This is a genomic window from Paenibacillus sp. FSL H8-0079 (assembly GCF_037991315.1).
In the GTDB taxonomy this organism is placed as follows: domain Bacteria; phylum Bacillota; class Bacilli; order Paenibacillales; family Paenibacillaceae; genus Paenibacillus.
This window is the reverse complement of record NZ_CP150300.1, coordinates 160,579-183,484: the sequence shown is the minus strand read 5'-3', so window position 1 is coordinate 183,484 and position 22,906 is coordinate 160,579. Positions and strand designations below refer to the sequence as shown.

The following is a 22,906-nucleotide window of genomic DNA, read 5'->3' as shown; positions in this document are numbered from 1 at the left end:
CATATTGCTGTCTTCATATATTGTTACGAGGTTACTAGGAACGCAAGAGAAGACCTGCTGCACCCACAATACCTGCATTATTACCAAGGGTAGCTTCCAGAATCTGAACCCCATCTTGCAACGGTTCCGGTGTCAACTTAGCAAATACGGTACGTATTTCATCGAACAGGAAATTGCCCGCTTTGGATACGCCACCACCGATGATGAACATCTCCGGGTTAATGACAGCTGCTACAGTAGCCATGGACTTGCCCAAGTAGAAGGCCGCACGGTTTACAATACGCTGTGCCACTTCATCGCCTGCCTTGGCAGCATCAAATACTTCTTTGGCTGCAATCTTGTCAACGAGTGCCAGTGACGTATGATCACCGCGTTCTACTGCATCTTTTGCCATCCGGATAATACCTGTTGCAGACGATACCGTCTCAACACATCCCATTTTACCACAGCCGCACTTGATGGCTTCCAGATCAGGGACAACACTGATATGACCCAGCTCTCCCGCCATACCGGAGAATCCTTGATAGATGTTACCATTCAGGATCAAGCCTCCGCCAACGCCCGTACCAAGGGTATAACATACGCAATTGTCTACGCCTTTGCCAGCACCTGCCCATACTTCACCCAGTGCAGCAACATTGGCATCATTATCTATTTTGATTGGCTTGCCCAGACGTTCTTCCAGAATCGAACGAATGGCTACATTCCGAAATCCAATGTTAGGGGCATGAACGATAATTCCCTCACGTACATTCGTGAAACCGGCCACTCCAGCACCTACACCCTCAAGTTGTTCCCAACTGTAAGGTGATTCGGCTACGATATGTCGGACATACTTCTCGATGTTGGCGATGACCGTGTCTACGCCCTTATCTACTTCTGTCGGTCCTTCAAACGTATGCATTAGCTGACCTTGTTCATCGCATATACCGACCTTGATTGCTGTTCCGCCGAGATCGACCCCAACGTAGATTTTCTCAGACATGCTGCAAGCCACCTTTATCTATCTAAAATAGTTTAAGTCCTACGTACCAACTATAATTGAAGGATACGCCTGGGTCAAGACGAGAAGACCTCTAGTACCTCCTGCTCCGCCGGGGTTGTGAACCACATCACACACCGTTTTTGAATACGTATACATCCTCATTACCTTCATTTATAAACGCATGCTTCATTCCTTCCTCTATAACAGAGGAAGCCTCAACTCATGATATTGCATCACCACTCGTTCCATTCATAAAAGATGATCATCGTCACCTCATCGTGGTGACCCATCTCACTCAACCCACCACCAGTCATTCTCATGCAGAGAGCTATCGAATGACAGGACAGTCAACACAAAAGCGCCTTCCGCAGATGGAAGGCGCCCTTACTTTTTCAAAAAAACTGAAGTTGTTCAATTGATTGAACTCAGTTAATCTTCTTACATTATAACTTCGTTTCCACACGCACCGGCTCTTCTGTCTTCTCCATCTTGTTTACATCCAGAATATCGAGCAGGAAGACGAAGATTGGAATACCAATGATCAGTCCCCAGATCCCCAGGAAGTGTTGCGACAGAATCAGTACGATAAAGGTGTAGAACATCGGCAATTTGGTCTTGTGTGCCATCAGCTTCGGATTCAGGAAGTAGGTTTCCAATGCATGAATGATAATAATCATGATGATCACGATAATACTCAGTTTCAGTCCACCCATCTGATACCCAATCAGACAGAGCGGCACCAGAGAGATAATCACCCCTGCCACTGGCACCAAACTTAACATAAATACGAGAATGGTCAGCGCGAACAAATACGGATAGCCCAGAATCCAGAGCCCCAGCATCGTCAGCACCGTATTAAATACGGCAATCAGCAATTGCGCTTCAATAACTTTACCAAAAGAAGAAACGAACTTGTCGCCCAAGTAAGCTACTTCAGTATAAAACCAGCCGATTTTGCTTGTTTTGAACTTGGACGTGAATTTGGATATCTCCTGCTTCTGCAACAAGAAGAACAGACTCAGAATGATAACGAGCAGAATAAACTCCAACCATTTGCTCAAAGCGAAAATATATTTCAATGCATCATTGGTATAGTTTTTGATATCGAAGGATTGGAGGTAACCGGCAATCTTGGAAGCAAAATTATCACCGTCTGCACTGTCCAGAAACTTCATAATCTCGTTCGTCAGCTGCACAACCTGATCCACGATCCGTGGTGAATATCTGGAGATACCCAGCACAATCACTGCGATAACGATCATATAGAGCAGGATGACCACGACTTTATAATTGATCTTAAATAACCGATTCAAACCACCTGTAATGAAGTGCTGTAACCTGTTCATGACATACGTCACCAGGAACAACAGCAGAATCATGTGCAGCATACTCCCCATACTGAACAAAATTAAACAGAACAAGAGCAGAATCAAAAACCGTCTCACTGTTGCATTCTGTAACCAATCTTTTATCATTTCCCCCAAAATCTTCACCTCACAGCTAATATGCCCCATATGTATACGAACTCATGCCCACTGTAGTTTCAAAAAAAGAGAAGCCTTCCGGCTTCTCTCATTTCATGAGACTTCCCGTTGTCTCTTATTCCTAGCATATGACTACCCTCACGCATGTCATGCTTACTTATCCAACGTTTCGCTCCAATCATGCACAATGCTTCCTTCAAGGAATTTCTCGCAATCCATCGCGGCCATACAACCTGATCCGGCTGCCGTAATGGCTTGACGATACTTCGTATCCTGAACATCACCACAGGCAAATACACCCGGAATATTGGTCTCCGTTGTTCCCGGTTTAACGACAACATAGCCATGTTCGTCCAGTGAGATCGCATTACCCAGGAATCCGGTATTCGGTGTGTGACCAATGGCAACGAATACGCCATCCGCTTCAAGTAACTCTTCCTGCCCCGTCTCGTTGTTACGCACCTTCAGCCCTTTGACACCCAGCGCTTCAGGTACGACCTCAAGAGGAGTACGGTTCAGTGCCCACTTTACCTTCTCATTGCTGCGAGCCCGATCTTGCATGATCTTGGATGCACGCAACTCATCCCGGCGGTGAACCAATGTGACATCCGTTGCAAAACGAGTCAAGAAGCTTGCTTCCTCCATGGCGGAGTCACCACCGCCCACGACCACGATTTTTTTACCGCGGAAGAAGAAGCCATCACATGTCGCACATGTACTTACACCACGTCCCACATTCTCCTGCTCGCCCGGAATACCCAGATAACGAGCAGAAGCACCTGTGGAGATGATGATCGATTCAGCTTCCAGTTCACCCATCCCTCCAACTTTGACCTTGAAGGGAGGTTTGCTGAAATCCACCTCTTCTACCCAACCATTTTTGAATTCGGCTCCAAAACGTTCTGCTTGCTTACGCATGTTGTCCATCAGTTCTGGACCCATGATACCTTGCGGAAAACCAGGGAAATTCTCAACTTCCGTTGTCGTCGTCAATTGACCACCCGGCTGAAGACCTTCGATAACCAGTGGGTTCAGATTAGCACGAGCCAGATATATCGCTGCTGTCAGACCCGCAGGTCCCGTTCCGATCACAATCGTTCTGTATTTAGACATATAGATACAGCCTCCTTAATAAGGTGAGAGTGTGTTGTACTAGCGATGAACTTGCAAGATGATATCCTACAGGCGTTTACGAGGCCCATTCGTTAAGTTTACCCGTTTTCCCGGTTGTTGTATCCTTCACCTTATGATGTCTTTCTGAAAACGAGTTGAAGCGAACTTTCTTTCTATACAAGTGGTGGGGTGCTGTTACAAACCCGATGGATCTGTTTAGCATACTTGCTAACCGTTGATGCCGATATCCCATACCGCTCAGCTACGCTTTGATAGGTAACAGGTCGACTGTGATTCTTGGCAGCCAAATATTCAAGTCCCGCAGCCCAGCCTTCAATCTGCTTCGTTCCCGGAACCTCGGGATGTACCCGGGATACATAATCCGTCCAGAGCCGTTCCATCTCTTGCTGCAACTCAGCCTTCGCCTCAGACATCTGGAGCGCACGGTCAACAACAGCCTGCCAATGGGAGGTTGAGTGAGTCTGCGATTGCTCTGATGTGGATTGAGCCTTCCCGATGGACTTCAAAGCTACAGGAGAAAAGGGTCGAACCACCTGTGTATTCTGCTCCTCTTGTTCAGCCGATTTCAATCCATCCAGCACAGCTTGTGCTGCCTCAAGCAGATCCTGTTCTTCTCCCGGTTCCTCAATAAAGGATTGCAGCGCCTGCTGCACCTCATAATCACCGATCATTCCAAGCGCATGAATAACCTGCAGCTTCGTTGCCCGATCACCATGTCGCAAAGCCCAGAAGAACGATGAACGAATTAGTGGATCATTCTTCATTTCTTCAGGTATGCCGTTACCATAGTTCTCCCACTGTCTGAACTGCTCGTCAAACGGCAGATGATAGTGATAACTCAGCTTCTCCGGCTCTTGCTCGCCTTGCCGTACAGCCTCAAGACCTGACAGATAGTACCGAGATACTTCGGAACCCGGATCAAGCTTAGACACATGATGCCATAGACGCTCAGCAGCGTCATAACGCTCTGTATTATAAGCTGCCACTGCTGCATAGTGAGCAAGTGCCGGATCTGCTGCTGTCTCTTCGTCCTTAAGCAAACGACGGAAGTGAACATAAGCCGTATCGTGTTGACCCAGAATTCCCATCGTTGTAGCCAGCTTGTAGACTTGTTCGTGCTGGAATGGCACGATAACACGCAATTTTTTTATCAGAAGCAGCACTTGATCAGCCCGGTTCTCATTTTGATGGAAAATGGCCAGATTACAGAGTGCATGCAGATTACCGGGCTCCTGTTCAAGCACTTCGGCAATGGTCTCTTTGGCTTTGGGAAACAGCCCCATATAATAGTAGGCAAGTGCCAGATTGTTACGGGCAGCCAAGTAGTCAGGATAATCCGATGACATGCCTTCGAGCAGCTCAGCAGCCTGTGCGAATTTCCCTTCTTCCAACAGTTCCCGTGCCTGATCGTGCTCCACTACACCTTTACGTGATTTAATTCGATTCAGTTTGGCCGGACGATCCAGCTCATAGTACAGAAGCTCCATCATCTCTTCAGCTTCTGTCATGAACTGACCCTGGGTGTCCTCCTCCAAGTAGGTAACAAGTGCTTGCTCGGCTTCCTCAAACCGGTCCATATTTGCATAATTGTTCGCCATGTAAAAATAACATTCCGTCATCGACGGATCTACCACTTCCAGCACGTTAGCCAGAATAGCATTGGACGCTTCGTAATCGCCCTTCTCCGATAATATACCCGCCATATTACAATGATTCACCGGATTTTCCGGTTCGTATTCAACAGCTTTGCGAAAATATTTTAATGCCTTGTCGACATGATTACGGTCCAGCGAGCGGACAGCTCTTTCAAAAAAGAAAGAAGCATCCAAGTGAATCGGTATAATATTGGCAAGGTGTCCCTCAGCCCGCACTAGCTTGCCCTTCATCTCCAAGGCACCTCCTCTTTGCATTTCATTCATACTCTTCAGTATACCACATCTTATGGCCCACTTCTCAATATGTAGTTTCATGTCGTTTATGAAAAAAATGCAAATAAAGATGACCTTCCATCCTTGTCGGTTAAGGACGCTCAACTGGCTTCTTTCGACTACGGTAAGATGGTAAGATAAATGTAGCTCTTGATTTGATGCTCCATCTGAATATTTTTCATAATTGCATTGTTTACGAATCAGCCATGTGCCATTTATTTATTCTTCAACTACGGTGTCACTTCATATTACAAGGTAGCATCATTATCATTTTTAAGGAGAGGGTATATTGATTATCTCAAAAATAAAACCACTTCTATTTATCTTAATATGTTTGTTTGCCTTGAGTGGATGTTCAGAAGATATAGAAAATGAAGAAAATAATCTCACACTAGATGATGTAGTAACAGCGCTTGAATCTCAAAATCTGAATTTAATATCCTTTGGCATAACCGGATATCCAATGAAATTAAATAATGTTATACCTGAGGTGTATTCCACTGGAGTCCCCGTGGAAGAAGAACCGGATAACCCTGAATTTATACATATTTATATTTTCAATTCTGCAAAGGATCGTATAAAGGGGAATAAAGAATTCAATAAGAACATGGAAGGTGCCCATTTTACAACGCTTCCTTTCCTATATGAGAAAGCAAATATTCTTATCGTTTACTGGAGTAAGACCAAAGAGAATCCTCTGTTAACTACACCAATTGAAACTGCATTAGAGCAACTGGAATGATAAGAAGACCGAGCCTTTTGGCTCGGTCTTCTACAGTTATGACTTAAAACGAAAGCACAGTCGTAATTTCAAAATCCCTATAAAGACTCCATGGATTTAAAGCTTCAATGCCATCGAAGGAGAAAGTGAAATTTGAATGGTTTTATCAAATGGCGTCATGAAATTGACCAGCACAACCTTGCACTTATCGGGCAGTTTCGCCTCCCGCACCGATGCTGCCAGATGCCCCAGTTCGCCCCCGGTGATCTCCAGCCAGTCATCTCCGCAGGTATAGCGCACTGTACCGCCTTTCCACAAGTAGTGGCCTTCATTCGTTTCAATCGCGTCCTCGCAGGTTAGCTCCCCTTCGCTTCCGAATACAAAGGACAGCTGCATCATAATGTCTTCCGGTTCCTGCCCTGACAGATGCATGGTCCATCCGTTTTCCGTTGGTCGCACTTCTGCCCCTACACGGAAGGTCTGCTCATGAGTGAGCTGACGGCTCTGATGAGGTAACAAGTACCATGGACTGATAGCCGATGCGGCCGATTCCGGCAGTAGATTCGCAGGAACTGGGCTGTAATAGCCTTTTTTCTGCTCACCAGTCAGTTGATATCCCTCGGAAAGCCTCGTCATTTGCTGCATAGGTATATACCCTGGATTAAAGTAAGAGGCCAGTTGTACCGCCAGCAGACGCACCTTGCCATGACGAAGAGCGAAGAAGGAAGGAACCTCTGTCATCACCGTCACGCTAGTAGCACCATCCCGAATTCGGGCTACGGGAGCACCAAAGTCCGTATGCATCCGACTGTGTGAGATACGTCCGTGATGCCCTACTGCGTCCATCTGCTCCAGATATTCGTCGCGTACAAAATGCTCATTCAGCATGACCTCATACTGTTCCGGTAATGCATCACGCGCCTCAACCGCCTGCTGAAGCTCAGGCTCAAGCATCAAACGAATGAGCGTATTCACTGAGCATACTCCCGGATCTGTTAATGTATCTCCCGCCCACGCTGCCATGCCTGCAAAGAGTGGATCACCGTCGAGCCGGGCCAAAATGGCATAAGGCAGATAATAAGGTGACAGATCATGAACACTGCCCAGATCCTGTCGACCTGAATAATCCGTAACAATTTCACCGGTAGGATGCACAAGGTACACCATCATGCGGAGATTAAGCCTCACCGGTTCCAGCAGTTCAGGACGATTGAGCAGACGCGCGGCATGAATTAACATGATGTCGCTAACTGCGCTATATATCCCATTGCTCCGTTCTGTCCACTCCCCATCGGGTGTGATATCCATCCCTTCATCCATCCACTGCTCTGCGCGCTGCACAGCTTCCTCCAGATCAAATAGCTCATGCAAGAAACCGAGCGCCGCGCATAGCACCCAGCGATGATTAGGCGTATGACAGCCTCCCGTAAGCATAGTTGGGATTGTACGTTCCAGAAACAGCCTCATATTGTTCAGTACAGGTTGCAGTGGCTCCCATTCCTGCTGCTGAAGAAGCTGATACAACTGTGAATACCCTACTACGACAAATGCGGTATCGGGAGGGGAATGGTAATTGGTCCAGCCAGGCGATATTGAACCATCTTCATGCTGGAAGCGAAGTACATATTCCGTAGCTAACAGCAGTCGATTTAACAACGCCTCATCCCGGTAATAGATAGAATCGGGATGAGAGATCGCAGCTCCCCAGTAACACATATCCGTGGGCGTTCCAGTCGTGTGGTTTACCCAGGCAACACCTGTGAAGGGATCGATTGTTCCTCCATAGTAACGGCTTTCCGGGTCAAGCATCTGCCGGGATATGCCTCTTTCTACCGCTCTGTCATTACTGTCTACCAGTTGTTTGTACATGTGCAGTCCCCTCCATACCAATGCATTCTCCCGATGTGCGAAGTATGTTGCTTCAGCCCCTTGAGTTTAGACTGGAAGCTTACTCATACCGCCCTTAGGTGAGTTCATTTTTTCTCGTCAGTATATACCATATACCGACAAAAGTCGCTAGAAAAACCGTTCTTGTTTCACCACATTTTTGTGTGGTCTTCATCACCAGGGAAACAGCCATTCAACGCACGCTTTGAACACGCAAACTGTTCCTAATGTCACGACTCCATTCTGCTACTCTGCCACTCCAAGCTTCTTCATAAGCAAGTCATGACTCTCGTGGATCTCTTCTGGCTTACAGGCAGACTTCAACTCATACACCTTCACCTGTGCCCGGCGTATCATCGGCAGGTAGGCGTCATAGAAATTCATGTCCTTACTGTGTACATAAGGGCACCAATGATCAGAGAGACCCAGTGTCTCATGGATATGAACACCCACGATATCATCCATCAGCCCCTGCATTTCTCCCACACTATCATAGAGACCCATTCGGTCCATCATGATGGCATGACCCGTATCGTACCAGATACCAACCGGGGCTCCTTTGAGGGCCGTGATGATGGTCTTGGCCTCGGCAAGGGTAGGAATCTGTTGTGGTCTGGATCTCGTCTCGATTCCAAAACGAACATTCAGACCTTTAGCTGCCGCTCGATTACACACCTCATCCAGACTGGCGATAATTTTCTCCACATAGCCAGAACTGAGTGCCTCTCGCCGCTCCATCAGTTCCGCCCATTTGCTGCGATACTTCGGTGAATCTGGACCTTCCTCGTTATAGAGCTTTCCAAGATCTTTGCTGATATCCTGAGGAAAAGGCACCTCTCCGGGATGTACAACAACAGCTTCTCCACCATAACGCTGGGCATATTCAGCCGACTCTACCAGCAACTCGATCGCCCGCTTACGTTTCACTTCATCTTCGAAGCCAAGCAAGATGGAATCCGTACCATAATCGGGGTCAGGGTCATGTGGAAACGTGTTATGAACACTGGAGACGCCGATGTCTCCGCGTTCAATCATGGGCTCAATCGTCTTGAGCATTTCCTTCGTGACATTATAGTTGAGCTCCACTCGGCGAAAGCCGAGATCCGCAATCTCCCGTATCATGTCTTCCCCGACATCATGTTTTCGGATATTCCAGCACGTCGAAAATGAATATATACCTTTATCTTTTTGCTGCATCTGATTTCCTTCTCCTCCCCAACAGCTAGAGCTTGCCCAGCAGTTTTATATCAACCTTTTACCGCGCCAAGCATGGCACCGCTGACAAAATACTTTTGCAGCCACGGATAGACAAGCAGAATGGGTACCGTTGCGAATACAACTGTAGCTGCTTTGAGACTTTCCGGAGTTAGTGGTGTGCGGTTAGCACCTTCCATCAATGTAAGTTCGCTTACCATGTTGTTTTGAACCATTTGGAAGAGCTTCAGTTGTAGTGGATACAACTTCGGATCATTAATATACAACAGTGAATCCTGGAATCCATTCCAGCGGCCAACCGCATAGAAAAGCGCTAATGTCGCAATTACAGGCATGGATAATGGAAGTATGATTTTGAATAGCGTGTGCACATGTGAACTGCCGTCAATTTCTGCTGATTCTTCCAGACTTTCAGGAATGCCTCTGAAGAAGGAAATCAGGATAATCAGGTTAAATGGACTCACCAGTCCCGGTAAGATCAGTGCCCAGACTGAGTTAAGCATATTGAGATCACGAATGAGCAAGTATTCTGGAATCATCCCGCCACTGAAGAACATCGTAATGATGATGACATACATGAAGAGCTTGCGCCCTTTCATTTTTTTCTTGGTTAGCGGATATGCAGCAGCAAGTGTGAATAACATGCACAACACTGTGGTTGCCACTGTCAGAACAGTCGTAAAGCCCAGTGAGTAGAGCATGGATTGATCAGAGAATACCTGGATATACGCATCCCAGTTAAATTCTTTAGGAAATATGGTCACTTCTCCCGAAGTAATCGCGCGGTTAGAGCTTAGAGATATCGCAATGGTATGCAAAAATGGAGCCAGACAGAATATAACAAACAAACTGATAAAGGAGATATTAACGATATCAAAAATCCGATTTGAGGTGCGTTCACTCATATGCGCACAACTCCTTTACTGATGGTCTATACATACAAGCCGATTGGCGTATCTTTCATGCTTTGACAACTTATAAAATGCCTTCGCCGGTTGCTTTCTTCGAAATATAGTTAGAACCGAGTACAAAGATTAGTCCCACAACGGCCTGGAATAGTCCTACGACAGTTGCAAGTGTGTATTGTCCTGATTCAAGGCCGACCCTGTAAACAAAGGTACTAAGTACATCTGAATATTCACGTACGGCTGTGTTACCGATAATATAAGGCCGATCAAAACCGATGCTGACCATATGTCCGAGATTAAGAATGAGCAAGGTCACAATAGTTGGTTTAATACTTGGCAATGTAATATGCCAGATTCTCTTCAGCCTTGAAGCTCCATCAATCTCGGCAGCCTCAAACAATTCCTTGTTCACACCGGTTAATGCCGCCAAATAAAGAATGGTTCCCCATCCTGCACTCTGCCAGACACCTGTGAACAGGTATGTCACAAGCCATGGATTTTTCTCTGTCAAAAATGGTATTGAATTCAAGCCCATACTCTCCAACACACCGTTAACCATACCGGATTGATTACCGAACAATTGGTATACAATTCCCCCGATGATAACCCAGGAGATAAAGTGAGGAATGTACAGAATCGTTTGCGATATTTTTTTGAACCATTTGAATCGAACTTCATAGAGCATGATGGCCAATATAATTGGAGCAGGGAACGAAACAAGCAGGTCGAGGAAATTTAGCATGAAGGTGTTTCGCAATGTGGTGTAGAAGTCCCGCATTCCAAATACCTCGCGAAAAGCATCGAAACCGATCCACTCACTGCCGTTGATTCCCTGAAACAGGTTAAAGTCCTTAAAGGCAATCTGTACACCGTACATTGGTCCGTAACGAAAGATCAAAAAGTAGATGAGTGGCAGGGAAATCAGTGCGTACAATTGCCAATACCTTTTCAAGTATGTGATGGTCAAGTCGGTTTCCTCCTATCAACAAAGAAACGGCTGTGCCGCTTAAGTCCGGCGGCACACGTCCCTTCAAAGTTATGCGATTAAACGAACATCTGTCTTCAAATCATGAGGTGAGAAATGTAACGTTTATTTACTTTGTAGCAAGTTACTGAAGTGCTTCTTCAAGCTCTTTCTTCAGTTCTGTACCACCCAATGACATGAAATCAGCTATTTCCTTTTCATATACCGCATCGAATTCAGCCGGCTTAGCCATGGCTGTTTTTACGATAAGCACTTTTAACTTATCATTTAGCGCTGTACCATATTTAGATTCTGCTTCGATTGGTTTGCTGAAGATAACCGGGCCGATCGTATCCGTATTAGCGATATCAATAGACTGTCTCATCAGCTCATGGTTACGTTCTGGGAAGCCTGCAATCCATGCGGCTTCATTGGCTGCCTGATCTCCAACTACTTTACCGTTGGCAATAATGGCCATATCACCACCGTTGTAGAGACGATCTTTGACATCCTGTGGTGCATCATCTTTAACAACTGGAACACCATCAACCATATCGTAATTTTCACCTTCGACACCGGTGTTCATCTCCAGCAAGTTCGTTCCAGAAGCCATCCAGTCTAGGTATTTCACTGCTTCAACCGAACGTTTGCTGCTTTTTGGAATCATGATGTACATACCGTTGCTGCCATAACGTGATTTGATGTGTTTGTTGTCCACATTCAGGTTGGTGTAAGCGTCAACTGCTACAACTTTGCTATCCGGTACATTTTTGTACAAATTATCAAGCATACCATCTGCATATAGAATCTGACCTACGTCCTCAGACATGTAGCCAATATTACCGTTCTGGAAGTCTTTGACCAATTGCGTTTTTTCTTCATCAAGACTGAAGTCTTTGCTGATCAGACCTTCATTGTAAAGCTTGTTAAGGAACTGCATCGCATCTTTGAAGCCATCATGCAATGGTAGCTCGTATCGCTGACTGTACGTAAGCCCATCTTGTACGGGTTTAATAAAGGAGTAAATCAATGTTTCGTACTGCGCTGGAGCAAGTGCCATACCCATTGGGATGTTTTTGCTGCCCAGATTGCCCGGATCTTTCTCTTTGAATGCTTTCAGTGTTGCGTAAAGCTCATCCGTTGTTGTTGGAGCATTCATGCCGACTTTATCTAGCCAATCCTGGCGGATATATGAGTTGTAACGAGCCGTAATGGCACGTTTACCCGGAATAGCGAATTGCTGACCTTCAAGCTGACCAAATTTCAACAAGTCTTCACCCAGATATTCTTTTAGATTAGGTGCATGTTCATTAATAAGCTCACCTACGTCAGTAAGTCCCCCCTGCTGGGCATAGCGGTAGAACACACTTGAGTCATATACAAATACAATGTCCGGAACGTCGCTAGCGCTGGCCATTAACACGTTGAGCTTGGTTGTTTCTTCTGAACGTTGAACAGGTACGAATTGCACATCAATGTTATTCGGATCGCCGAATTTCTCTTGAACAAATTTAGTTAAGTAGTTGTTCGTGATCGTATGTGGAGAAGGACTGTTACCACGATCGAAAACCTCCACTTTCAAAGTAACACGCTCACCTTTAGTTGTTGCCCCGCCTTCTGCTGATTCTTTTTCTGATGCAGACGAGCACCCCGCAAGTAAGGACACTCCCATTACTAACGTAAGTGCCAGACCCATCCATTTCTTCTTACTCCCCTTGGTTGCTTTTCCAATCATTTTGTCATCCCCTTTTACTTTGCGTGAATGTTTAAGGCTTGCTCCGAGTATTCCACATCTTTCCGAACTCTAGCAATAAACCAATTTCGGAAGCGCTTACAAAAGGAATTTAGTTTATGTGTTAAGCCCCTTTTCGCAGACTGATTATTTTCCCAAAGTTGCACTGCCCTAGGCTGTGATGGCTCTCAACGCCTCACGACTCGGAACTTCCTGTCCCCATTCGGATAAACCATTTTCACACACTGCCTATTTTCGTAAACGGGGAAAAAACAGGAATACCAGCTTGCTATCCTGCGAAAACAGTTGCCTCGATCTCAGGCAGCAGAGAACTGTTCAACGAAAACAGGGCGAACCTCTGCAAGCCTGCTCTCCTGGTGGAAAGTGACTGCATGAAATTCACCCTGTGCTATCCTGATGTACAGATCTCAGAATATGATCACTTTTGCGTTACTCTTCGGGTTCTCGATGTTCACGTTTCAAACGACGATAATCTCCTGGTGTAATGCCCGTTACCCGTTTAAATACACGTCCCAACGTAATTCCATTTGCATACCCAACCTTCAGGGCAATATCCTGCAAAGAGTAATCAGTATTGAGCAGAAGCTGCTCTGTCTCCTTCATTCGAAGCTCTGTAACAAAATCAACAAACTTCATGTTGAATTCTGTCTTGAACAAATAACTCGCATGTTTGCCCGTAATCTGGAATCGGTCGCTCAGATGTTGCAATGAAAGATCGGGATTCGCAAACTGTTCTTCAATATAATTTTTCATTTCGTTGACCATTGCTTTGTAACTCTTGGTTTCCGTTACCGCCACGTATGTTCTAAACAAGTCTGTCAGACCATCGAACAAAAGATTTTTCACATCCGTAAGCGTCTCTGCCTCTTCCACAGCACTCAACCATCTGTTGATGTTTTCTTCGGACAGCTCTTCCTGAAGCCCTTCCGACATCATAGCCACTTCTCGGCTGAGCATCTGTAACATGGCTTGAATCAGAGAACGAATCTCGTCATCTGGCAGTTTGTTCTTTTCAAATGCTGTAAAGATCTCCTCCAGCTGTTCCCGCCACTGTCCACTCGACATCCGGAACCGCTTCACAAAGTCCGCAATCATCTGTAGATAAGTATAGGTATCCAGCAAAGGATGCTGTGGTTCGCCGCAGTCGGCTTGGCCGACATCTCCATTCATCAACAGTTTGCGATGCATTACTCCTTCTGCGGCCGCATAGGAGTCTCGTATTGTACCGATTCCCTGAGCGATAGGTCCAATAGCAAAACTTAAGGAAATGCGTAGATTTTGTTCTACCCAGGATTTGCATTCCTCAGCTAAAATACGAATCTGCCCAGACATGTCCAAGTTGTTATCACTCTGTTCTTTAAACACAAAAAGGATCGCAATTCGATCTACACTAATCCATTCCGTCCAGCATTGTACTCCAGTATTACGTGACAGCTCTTGCAAAACGTTCATCAAGGCAAACTTCAGCGTATTTTGTTCACCTCTCGTGTACCTCTCCTGAAAACCCTTCTCATAACGGTTAATCTCTCCAACAACAACGACAAAGCGCGACGAATCATGCACATCATTCAGTGGAGAAAGCTCTTTTAATTGCTCTGCAGTATTTTCGATATGTTCCCCATGCAACAGGGCATTGAACAACTTGCTGCGCTGCATGAGTACATTTTCCCTGCTTTTCTTGTCATAATCCATCATATGATTAATCAGATTCTCAAGCACACCATCAATCATCTTCATCTCATCCGTGCGAGCACCCGTGTGTTCAAACGCCCGAATCTGATGTGACTCAATCCGGTTCATGATGATCTGAATAGGTTTATAGTTACGGCGAGTAATGTATACGATATAAACAATCGCACAGATGACAGTCACAATCGCAATGATTACCCATACATAAGACACGACAGATACCCAGCCAAATAAGTTGCCGGCTTTAATTCCACTGGATATTGTCCAGCCCAGTCTTTCTAGCGGTAGCGTATTCAGTTCCTGACCGTCTATCGAGCCTTCTTGGTCCGAGTGTGCATTGTACACAACCTTACCGTCCCGATCCGTAATTGTCAGGAACGAGAGCTGACCATTAACCATACTGTCTACGCTCTGTTCAATGCTGCTCATCTTGATATTAATGACCAATGTACCCTGAGAGCCAAAAGGCAAAGGCATATCCTTGTTCACGGTTAATACACGAATCGGGGTACGCTGACCAGAGTCCGCATCGAATTCCCGGACCGGCTGCCAGCCCGAACTGATAGACCCGGTAACCATCTTATCGATCCATGCCTTATCCGAGAAACTTTCCACTTCTCTGGAACCACTTACGGTCAGTACATGTTTATTTCGCTTGTCATACAGATAGATGGATTGAATCCATGAGGACGAATTGGTTAGCTCACGTAAACTCTGCGCAATCGCATATACCGTGTCTGAGCTGGTCTGGTTTGTGTTATTAAAATAGAGTTTGTAGGCCTGCTGACTCTGTGCCGTTTCAAGGATAGATAGTTCAATATCTCTGATTGTACGATCCACCGTGTCTAACATATAACTGGAGGAGATCCGGTCTGCTTTTTTCGTTTCCTCCTTGGAGATGTCATTAATGAAGACAAACGCGATGAAAATGAGTATGGTCACCGTAAGAAAAAAAATCGGGAAATACGAGAACAGTAACCGGTAGTACCAATTACGAGACAATAGACCCCACTCCTCACTCCACGATGCCAATGTTCTCAGCCGTGGTTCTACTGTTCAGCATCCATCTCACCTCAGGGCTGAATACTATATGATAACGCTATCATAACTGATTTTATGTTATTATAGCACAAGCCTCCGAGCAGCAAAGCAAGAATTGAATTCACAGAGTCAAAAGCAAAAAACCGTGCTGAGCAGATATCAACTCAGACACGGATCAGTTAATCTGGCAGTACCGTTAAATCCTCGATGCTCTAAATTCCGGAATCCTTAAACAATGTGGCCATGGAGCCACCATCCACAATAATGCGTACGGCGCGGGCCAGCATGGGCGCAACAGGTAACACTTTGAAGCATTCAGGATGGTCATCGGGCAGTGCGATCGAGTCCGTAACCACCACCTCTTCAATAGACGGGTGATTCAATTTACTCACTGCCCCATCCGAGAACAATCCGTGTGTTGCACACACATATACATTTTTGGACCCACGTTCCTTCAAGCCTTCCACGACATTCAGAATCGTTGTTCCGGTGTCGATCAGATCCTCAATAATAATGGGTGTCCGGCCCTCTACATCACCAATGACATGGGTAATCACCGACTCATTATGGCTTGGACGTTTCTTGATCATAATGGCAAATGGAGAATCCAGACGATTCGCCAGCTTCTCTGCCATCGATGCTCGTCCCGCATCCGGGGAGACCACGACAGGGTTCTCAATGCCTTTGCTTAACAGATAGTCACTAATCAGATCCAGCGATGTCATATGGTCAACCGGAATGTTGAAGAATCCCTGTATGGCCGCTGCATGCAGATCGATCGTTACGACCCGATTGGCGCCAGCTGTCGTTAATACATCTGCTACCATCTTGGCCGAGATCGGCTCCCGAGGAGCGGATTTACGCTCTTGACGAGCATAGCCGTAATACGGAACAATGATGTTCACAGTGCGCGCTGAAGCCCTCTTGGCGGCATCAATCATCACAAGCAACTCAACAAACAGCTCATTGATCGGATGAGACAACGACTGTACCAGAAACACATCACAATTACGGATCGTTTCTTCATAATGAACGTAAATTTCTCCGCTCTTGAACCGGGACAGCTTGATCTTGCCCAGTTGTACTCCCAGCTTGTCACATACTTGTTCTGCCAGCTTAGGGTTCGATGAACCGGAAAAAATACGTAACGAATGCTGCATAATGCCCTCCCGAGGGTTGAAATCCCTATATAATCCCTTATTTAAAAGTGAGTGTTCAAAAAGACCGGTTTTCAGTACCGAGAAGATGGGATAAAGCTAGAAATGGAGTAGCGGAGCGTAGGCAAAACTACGTGAGCAACTACAATGTTTCCAGAGGAAACATACTTCGTAAGCATCCACCCATTTCGGCTGAATTCCAGCTTCGATGCTGATGATGCCATTAGGCATCCTACGTAATCAAAAGCGGACTTTTTGAACTACCTTTAAAAGGTTATTTCCTACCCTCATTATACTCCACTGGCTTATACATTTAAAGGAATGAAAGAACGATGACGGCCTTCAAAAACAGCGACTTCTGTACAGCCCAACTCACGTAAAAGTGCTTCAGCTTCGGGCAAATAATCGCCCAGTTTCATTGGGTCATGTGCATCAGAACCCATGGTTAACGGAATACCCAAGCGAATAGCTTCTGTCAGCATTCTGCGACTCGGGAACATCTCGGCACAAGGCTTGGACAATCCGGAAGCATTCAGCTCCATGGCGCAGCCGCTTTTGGCAATAGCCTGCAGAGCTGCGTTCTCCAATGTGATACGTTCTTCTGTCTGCTCCGCTGAAGGAACAAATCCAAACCGTTTAATAACATCTGCATGTCCCATAATATCGTACATGCCCGTTGCTGCTGCCTTGCTTACGGCATCATAGTACTGACGATATACTTCAAGGACGTCTTTGCCCTCCCAGTGATGGGTCTGGCGGAAGTCTGTAATATCCCATTCACCAAGGAAATGAACGGAGCCAATCACATAATCCCATGGATAACGCTCAATGATTGCACGGATTTCTGTTTCCCAGCCTTCAATATAGTCACCTTCTAGACCAACACGTACGTCAATCTGCCCACGGTAACGTTCTTTCAGAGAGAAACACTCCTCCACGTAACGCGGCAGTTCATCCATAGGCATCGCCATTTCCGGATAATATTGAGCTGGATCCACATGCAACAAGGGCATGTGATCGGACAATCCAATCTGGGATAGTCCGATCTCCACACCACGCTGCACGTACTCTTCCAGTTTGCCAACGGCATGTCCACACCGCTCATGGTGTGTATGATAGTCTATACGCACGTAACTCGCCTCCTAATCGCGGCGAGGCCGTTCATGACGGCGGCTCAGCTCTGACATAATGTCGTCCAGCGGCAACTTGCGCTCTTGTAACAGGACGAGCAGGTGATACATTAGGTCACTGACTTCCAGACGAAGCTCGTCATTATCTTTATTTTTGGCGGCGATAATCGTCTCGGACGCTTCTTCACCGATTTTTTTCAGTATTTTATCTACACCTTTATCGAACAAATACGTTGTATATGCACCCTCAGGGCGCTCACGTTCACGCTCTGCAATAACGGATTCAAGCTCAGCCAATACCTCGAAGCGGCTTTCGGAACTTGAATTTGCAGCAACGGCATCCGCTCCATCTGAAGTCTCGTCTCCTGATTTCTCTGGCAAACCAATAATTTCATTATGGAAACAAGTTACCGCACCTGTATGGCAAGCAGGACCATTTGGTTTGACCTCAACCAATAAGGTATCGCCGTCACAATCATATTTCAGGGAAGTAATCGTCTGCACGTTGCCGGATGTTGCCCCTTTATGCCACAACTCCTGACGAGAACGTGACCAGAACCAGGTCTCACCGGATTCCAGCGACAACTTCAGGGATTCACGATTCATATAAGCCATCATTAAAACTTCACGAGTATTCACATCCTGCACAATGGCAGGAACCAAACCATCACTCCAACGAATGTGTTCCACAACCTGCTCCAAGGACAGCTGTTCCTTGATTTCATCGCTCACTTTAGTCACGGATCTCCACCCCTTGTTCTCTCAAATGTTGTTTTAGCGCCGGTACGGCGATTTCTTTGTAATGGAAAATTGTTGCGGCCAGACCTGCATCCGCTTTGCCTGTGGTGAATACATCATAGAAATGAGATTCCTTGCCCGCACCGCCCGATGCGATGACCGGAATACGCACAGATTCGGATACCGCTGCCGTCAGCTTCAGATCGAAGCCGTCTTTCGTTCCGTCTGCATCCATACTTGTCAGCAGAATTTCTCCCGCGCCCAAGCTCTCTGCCTGTTTAACCCATTCCAATGCCTTGATCCCAGAGGGTTTTCGTCCACCATGCGTGTAGACCTCCCACTCGCCCCAAGCTTCATTATACTTGGCATCGATCGCTACGACGATACACTGCGAGCCAAAGCGACGTGCACCATCTGCAATCAACTGCGGATTAAGTACCGCGGCTGTATTCACTGCGATTTTATCCGCTCCTGCACGGAGAATACGCTTCATGTCCTCCACCTTCGAGATGCCACCACCTACCGTAAAGGGAATAGCGATCTCGCCTGCTGTCTGCCGCACGACTTCTTCCATCGTTTCGCGACCTTCCACTGAAGCGGAGATATCGAGAAAGACCAATTCGTCCGCGCCCTCGCGGTCATATAGCGCCGCCAGCTCTACCGGATCACCCGCATCGCGGAGATTAACGAAGTTGACGCCTTTGACGACCCGGCCGTCCTTCACGTCCAGACAGGGGATGATTCTTTTTGCCAGCATGCTACCTCTTCCTCTCTACCCGAATATCCTTTACTTGTTTACCGCACGTACTGCTTCAGACAGATCGATACTCCCAGTATACAGCGCTTTACCCACGATCGCTCCACCAACACCATCATCTGCATGACGACTCAGACGAAGTAGATCATCCATCACACTTACACCACCGGAAGCAATAACCGTCCGTCCGCTCGCCTTGGCAAGAGATACAATCGCTTCTACGTTAGGACCCTGCATCATGCCATCACGGGATATATCCGTAAAGATAAACGTTTCTGCGCCATATGCCGCCAGTTCCTTCGCGAGCACCTCTGCCTGTACTTCCGATGTTTCAAGCCATCCGCGAGTTGCTACGTAACCATTTCGAGCGTCGATACCAATTGCCACTTTGTCGCCGTAACGTCCCAGTACTTCCTCTGTAAAAGCACGATCTTCAATCGCTGCTGTTCCAATGATGAGCCGGCTAACACCCAGACCCAGCAAACGCTCTACATCCGCTACCGTACGAAGTCCGCCACCAACCTGAACGGGTACGTTTACCGCCGAGGCAATCCGTCCGATCAGCTCATCGTTAACAGGATGTCCTGCTTTGGCACCATCCAGATCCACCAGATGGACGTATGTACCGCCTTGCTTCTCCCAGGATAAAGCCACTTGAACCGGGTCATCGTTATACACGGTCTCCTGATTATAATCTCCCTGCACCAGTCTTACACATTTGCCGTCCCGGATATCAATCGCCGGATATAGGATAAAAGATGACATACAAGGCCTCCTGAATATTGATTAGATTTGTACGCTTTCTGTAGTTAAAAAGAGATGATGTTTTACCTTTGTACAACCGATCCTGTCAGAGCCAGAAAGTTGCCGAGTAGCTTCATACCAAGCTCGCCGCTTTTTTCCGGGTGGAATTGCATACCGAAGTTCGATCCTCTGCCTACAATGGCTGTAACTGGATGTCCGTAATCCGTCACTGCCAGCAGATCGTCCCTGTTTTCAGTAAGTGCATGATAAGAATGGACAAAATAGACATGACCTGCCTCAAGACCCGTAAATAGCGGGTTTTCGGCTTGCAGGAATTCCAAACGGTTCCAACCCATGTGAGGAACCTTCAGTTCTCCTGGTGCGAATCGCACCACTTTACCTGGCAAAATATCCAGTCCCTCATTATCTCCATGCTCTTCACTTGAGCTGAACAACAATTGCATGCCCAGACAGATACCGAGCAGTGGTTTGGACCCGGCAGCGGCTTCCTTCACCACCGTATCCAGTCCACTCTCCTTCAGATGAACCATCGCATCACCAAAAGCACCTACGCCTGGCAGAATGACACCATCTGCGCCAAGAATCTCTTCCCGGTCACCCGTGACCAGCGCTTCGTAGCCAAGACGTTCGACCGCTTTGCCGACGCTGTGCAGGTTCCCCATACCGTAATCGACAATTGCAATCGCCATCGTCTACAGCACTCCCTTCGTGGAAGGTACACCCGTTACACGTGGATCAATCATCGTTGCTTCATCCAGTGCACGTCCTAACGCCTTAAAGATCGCTTCAATCATGTGGTGCGTGTTCTGACCATAGTGCACAATGACATGCAACGTGATCCGAGCTTCCAATGCCAATTTCCACAGGAATTCATGTACCAGCTCTGTGGAGAAGCTGCCAACCTGTTGGGAAGGGTATTCTGCACGGTATTCAAAGTGAGGTCGATTACTCACATCAATAATGACCTGAGCTAACGCCTCGTCCATCGGTACAAAAACACTGGCATAACGCTTAATACCGCGTTTGTCACCCAACGCTTCTCGCAACGTCTGTCCCAGACAGATTCCGATGTCTTCAACCGTGTGATGATCGTCGATATCAATATCTCCGCGAGCCTGCACGTTCAGGTCGAATTGTCCGTGCTTCGTGAACAGATCCAGCATATGGTTCAGGAAAGGTACATCCGTTTCAATCGTGGATTGTCCAGTTCCATCTACAGTAAAAGCCAACTGGATATTGGTCTCGTTTGTTTTGCGGTCAACCTCTGCTTGGCGCACTGCACCTTTGTTTTCAAGTTCCACACCATTATTTTGCTTATCCATTGTCCAATTCCGCCTTTCCTTCCTGTTCTAACCGTACAGCGATTGCACGGGCATGCCCTTCAAGACCCTCATGGCGGGCCAACTCTATAATAGCCGCTCCGTTCTGCAGCAGCGCTTCTTTACTATAATAGATCAGACTCGACTTCTTGATAAAATCATCCACATCCACCGGTGAACTGAACCGCGCGGTTCCATTGGTTGGAATAATATGATTCGGTCCGGCAAAGTAATCCCCTACCGGCTCCGAGCTGTATGGGCCGAGGAAGATCGCGCCAGCATTCTCGATCCGGCCAGCGTAAGCCATCGGCTCCTGCACCATGATCTCCAGATGCTCCGGTGCGAGCCGGTTCACCACGTCGATCCCTTCATCGATGGAATCGACCACAATAATCGCGCCATACTGCTCCACGGAAGCAGCAGCGATATCACGACGCGGCAGCACTTCAAGCTGCCGCTGCACTTCGCCCTGCACGGCTTCCGCCAGCGTGGTCGAATTCGTGACGAGAATGGCCGATGCCATCTCGTCATGTTCCGCCTGCGACAACAGGTCGGCGGCGACGTACACTGGATTCGCCGTATCATCGGCGAGCACCACAATCTCACTCGGCCCGGCGATACTGTCGATATCGACCGCACCGTACACCTCGCGCTTCGCGAGCGCCACGTAAATATTGCCCGGTCCACAGATCTTGTCGACCGGGGCAATACTCTCCGTGCCGTAAGCCAGGGCGGCGATAGCTTGAGCGCCGCCAACCCGGTACATCTCGCTCACGCCTGCTTCCGCAGCAGCAACGAGAATGTACGGGTTAATACCTTCGCCACCGTTCGTTGACGGCGGCGTCACAAGAACAATCTCCGGCACGCCTGCCACCTGTGCCGGAATCACATTCATCAGCACAGACGATGGATACGCTGCTTTGCCACCAGGTACATAGACGCCGACCCGCTTCAGCGGTCGGATGACCTGGCCCAGCAGGCTGCCGTCCGGCTGCCAATCCATCCACGAGTTGCGTTTCTGTTTCTCGTGAAACGCACGAATGTTGGCGGCGGCTTGCCGAATCGCCGTCACAAAGGATGGCTCCACGGCTGCATAAGCCGCCTGCAGCTCTTCCTGCGGCACGCGCAAATCCGCGGCCGTCAGCTTCGTGCGGTCCAGCTGCTCTGTGTAACGCAGCAGTGCCGCATCCCCTTCACGGCGAATGTCGCTGACAATGCGCCGTACCGTTTCATTTTGCTCCGGCGTACCATACTCTACTTCCCGCTTCAGATCAAACTCCCGTGCAGGTACAATTTTCATGCGTACAACCTCCTTATCCCCTGTAATGCCT

General features: G+C 47.3%; 19 protein-coding genes. 1 reads left to right on the top strand and 18 read right to left on the bottom strand.

Going from position 1 to position 22,906, the window contains the following annotated elements; genetic code table 11:
- Positions 1-34 precede the first annotated feature (34 nt).
- The 4 genes from MHI06_RS00880 to MHI06_RS00865 form a co-directional block, all read right to left on the bottom strand.
- Positions 35-985, bottom strand: a complete 951-nt coding sequence (locus MHI06_RS00880; RefSeq protein WP_169482108.1) for an ROK family glucokinase — start codon at positions 983-985, stop codon at positions 35-37.
- Positions 986-1,428: 443 nt separating this feature from the next.
- Complete coding sequence (locus MHI06_RS00875) at positions 1,429-2,460, bottom strand: AI-2E family transporter (protein WP_076333536.1); 1,032 nt, start codon at positions 2,458-2,460, stop codon at positions 1,429-1,431.
- Between the two features lie 162 nt (positions 2,461-2,622).
- The gene (trxB, locus tag MHI06_RS00870; RefSeq protein WP_340400107.1) at positions 2,623-3,582 is read right to left on the bottom strand and encodes a thioredoxin-disulfide reductase; all 960 of its coding nucleotides are present in this window, start codon (positions 3,580-3,582) and stop codon (positions 2,623-2,625) included.
- Between the two features lie 173 nt (positions 3,583-3,755).
- Complete coding sequence (locus tag MHI06_RS00865) at positions 3,756-5,489, bottom strand: tetratricopeptide repeat protein (RefSeq protein ID WP_340400106.1); 1,734 nt, start codon at positions 5,487-5,489, stop codon at positions 3,756-3,758.
- A gap of 331 nt (positions 5,490-5,820) precedes the next feature.
- Between MHI06_RS00865 and MHI06_RS00860 the strand changes: the two genes are divergently transcribed.
- Entirely contained in the window at positions 5,821-6,273 is a 453-nt protein-coding gene (locus MHI06_RS00860) for a hypothetical protein (RefSeq protein WP_340400105.1), read from the top strand.
- Positions 6,274-6,369: 96 nt separating this feature from the next.
- Here MHI06_RS00860 and MHI06_RS00855 read toward each other — a convergent pair whose 3' ends face one another.
- The 14 genes from MHI06_RS00855 to hisD all read right to left on the bottom strand — a co-directional run bounded on the left by MHI06_RS00855 (position 6,370) and on the right by hisD (position 22,875).
- Entirely contained in the window at positions 6,370-8,121 is a 1,752-nt protein-coding gene (locus MHI06_RS00855) for a hypothetical protein (RefSeq protein ID WP_340400104.1), read from the bottom strand.
- Between the two features lie 264 nt (positions 8,122-8,385).
- Positions 8,386-9,336, bottom strand: coding sequence for a TIM barrel protein (locus MHI06_RS00850; RefSeq protein WP_340400103.1), 951 nt, complete (start codon positions 9,334-9,336; stop codon positions 8,386-8,388).
- Positions 9,337-9,386: 50 nt separating this feature from the next.
- The gene (locus MHI06_RS00845; protein ID WP_169482102.1) at positions 9,387-10,259 is read right to left on the bottom strand and encodes a carbohydrate ABC transporter permease; all 873 of its coding nucleotides are present in this window, start codon (positions 10,257-10,259) and stop codon (positions 9,387-9,389) included.
- A gap of 70 nt (positions 10,260-10,329) precedes the next feature.
- Positions 10,330-11,229, bottom strand: coding sequence for an ABC transporter permease subunit (locus MHI06_RS00840; protein ID WP_062837760.1), 900 nt, complete (start codon positions 11,227-11,229; stop codon positions 10,330-10,332).
- A 142-nt stretch (positions 11,230-11,371) separates the two neighbouring features.
- Positions 11,372-12,961, bottom strand: coding sequence for an extracellular solute-binding protein (locus tag MHI06_RS00835; protein WP_340400102.1), 1,590 nt, complete (start codon positions 12,959-12,961; stop codon positions 11,372-11,374).
- A 447-nt stretch (positions 12,962-13,408) separates the two neighbouring features.
- Positions 13,409-15,670: a helix-turn-helix domain-containing protein gene (locus MHI06_RS00830; RefSeq protein WP_340400101.1), complete on the bottom strand. Its 2,262-nt coding sequence runs from the start codon at positions 15,668-15,670 to the stop codon at positions 13,409-13,411.
- Between the two features lie 251 nt (positions 15,671-15,921).
- Complete coding sequence (locus MHI06_RS00825) at positions 15,922-16,869, bottom strand: ribose-phosphate pyrophosphokinase (protein WP_036616184.1); 948 nt, start codon at positions 16,867-16,869, stop codon at positions 15,922-15,924.
- A gap of 302 nt (positions 16,870-17,171) precedes the next feature.
- Positions 17,172-17,996, bottom strand: a complete 825-nt coding sequence (gene hisJ, locus MHI06_RS00820; RefSeq protein WP_169482099.1) for a histidinol-phosphatase HisJ — start codon at positions 17,994-17,996, stop codon at positions 17,172-17,174.
- A gap of 12 nt (positions 17,997-18,008) precedes the next feature.
- On the bottom strand, positions 18,009-18,728 hold the full coding sequence (gene hisIE / locus MHI06_RS00815) for a bifunctional phosphoribosyl-AMP cyclohydrolase/phosphoribosyl-ATP diphosphatase HisIE (RefSeq protein WP_169482178.1): 720 nt from the start codon (positions 18,726-18,728) through the stop codon (positions 18,009-18,011).
- Between the two features lies 1 nt (position 18,729).
- Positions 18,730-19,491, bottom strand: a complete 762-nt coding sequence (hisF, locus tag MHI06_RS00810; protein WP_017691268.1) for an imidazole glycerol phosphate synthase subunit HisF — start codon at positions 19,489-19,491, stop codon at positions 18,730-18,732.
- Between the two features lie 30 nt (positions 19,492-19,521).
- The gene (gene hisA, locus MHI06_RS00805; protein ID WP_047841450.1) at positions 19,522-20,256 is read right to left on the bottom strand and encodes a 1-(5-phosphoribosyl)-5-[(5-phosphoribosylamino)methylideneamino]imidazole-4-carboxamide isomerase; all 735 of its coding nucleotides are present in this window, start codon (positions 20,254-20,256) and stop codon (positions 19,522-19,524) included.
- A 62-nt stretch (positions 20,257-20,318) separates the two neighbouring features.
- Positions 20,319-20,945, bottom strand: coding sequence for an imidazole glycerol phosphate synthase subunit HisH (gene hisH, locus MHI06_RS00800; RefSeq protein WP_340400100.1), 627 nt, complete (start codon positions 20,943-20,945; stop codon positions 20,319-20,321).
- A 3-nt stretch (positions 20,946-20,948) separates the two neighbouring features.
- Positions 20,949-21,578, bottom strand: a complete 630-nt coding sequence (gene hisB, locus MHI06_RS00795) for an imidazoleglycerol-phosphate dehydratase HisB (RefSeq protein ID WP_197997954.1) — start codon at positions 21,576-21,578, stop codon at positions 20,949-20,951.
- The gene (gene hisD, locus MHI06_RS00790) at positions 21,571-22,875 is read right to left on the bottom strand and encodes a histidinol dehydrogenase (protein ID WP_340400099.1); all 1,305 of its coding nucleotides are present in this window, start codon (positions 22,873-22,875) and stop codon (positions 21,571-21,573) included. Before hisD ends, hisB begins: the two co-directional genes overlap by 8 nt.
- Positions 22,876-22,906: the final 31 nt, after the last annotated feature.

Excerpts from the sequence above, each read along its gene's own strand:
- MHI06_RS00875 (WP_076333536.1), bottom strand. The coding sequence starts at position 2,460 with ATGATAAAAGATTGGTTACAGAATGCAACAGTGAGACGGTTTTTGATT.
- MHI06_RS00845 (WP_169482102.1), bottom strand. The coding sequence starts at position 10,259 with ATGAGTGAACGCACCTCAAATCGGATTTTTGATATCGTTAATATCTCC.
- MHI06_RS00865 (WP_340400106.1), bottom strand. The coding sequence starts at position 5,489 with ATGAAGGGCAAGCTAGTGCGGGCTGAGGGACACCTTGCCAATATTATA.
- MHI06_RS00850 (WP_340400103.1), bottom strand. The coding sequence starts at position 9,336 with ATGCAGCAAAAAGATAAAGGTATATATTCATTTTCGACGTGCTGGAAT.
- trxB (WP_340400107.1), bottom strand. The coding sequence starts at position 3,582 with ATGTCTAAATACAGAACGATTGTGATCGGAACGGGACCTGCGGGTCTG.
- MHI06_RS00880 (WP_169482108.1), bottom strand. The coding sequence starts at position 985 with ATGTCTGAGAAAATCTACGTTGGGGTCGATCTCGGCGGAACAGCAATC.
- hisA (WP_047841450.1), bottom strand. The coding sequence starts at position 20,256 with ATGTCATCTTTTATCCTATATCCGGCGATTGATATCCGGGACGGCAAA.
- MHI06_RS00825 (WP_036616184.1), bottom strand. The coding sequence starts at position 16,869 with ATGCAGCATTCGTTACGTATTTTTTCCGGTTCATCGAACCCTAAGCTG.
- hisF (WP_017691268.1), bottom strand. The coding sequence starts at position 19,491 with ATGCTGGCAAAAAGAATCATCCCCTGTCTGGACGTGAAGGACGGCCGG.
- MHI06_RS00835 (WP_340400102.1), bottom strand. The coding sequence starts at position 12,961 with ATGATTGGAAAAGCAACCAAGGGGAGTAAGAAGAAATGGATGGGTCTG.
- hisD (WP_340400099.1), bottom strand. The coding sequence starts at position 22,875 with ATGAAAATTGTACCTGCACGGGAGTTTGATCTGAAGCGGGAAGTAGAG.
- hisB (WP_197997954.1), bottom strand. The coding sequence starts at position 21,578 with ATGGATAAGCAAAATAATGGTGTGGAACTTGAAAACAAAGGTGCAGTG.
- MHI06_RS00855 (WP_340400104.1), bottom strand. The coding sequence starts at position 8,121 with ATGTACAAACAACTGGTAGACAGTAATGACAGAGCGGTAGAAAGAGGC.
- hisH (WP_340400100.1), bottom strand. The coding sequence starts at position 20,945 with ATGGCGATTGCAATTGTCGATTACGGTATGGGGAACCTGCACAGCGTC.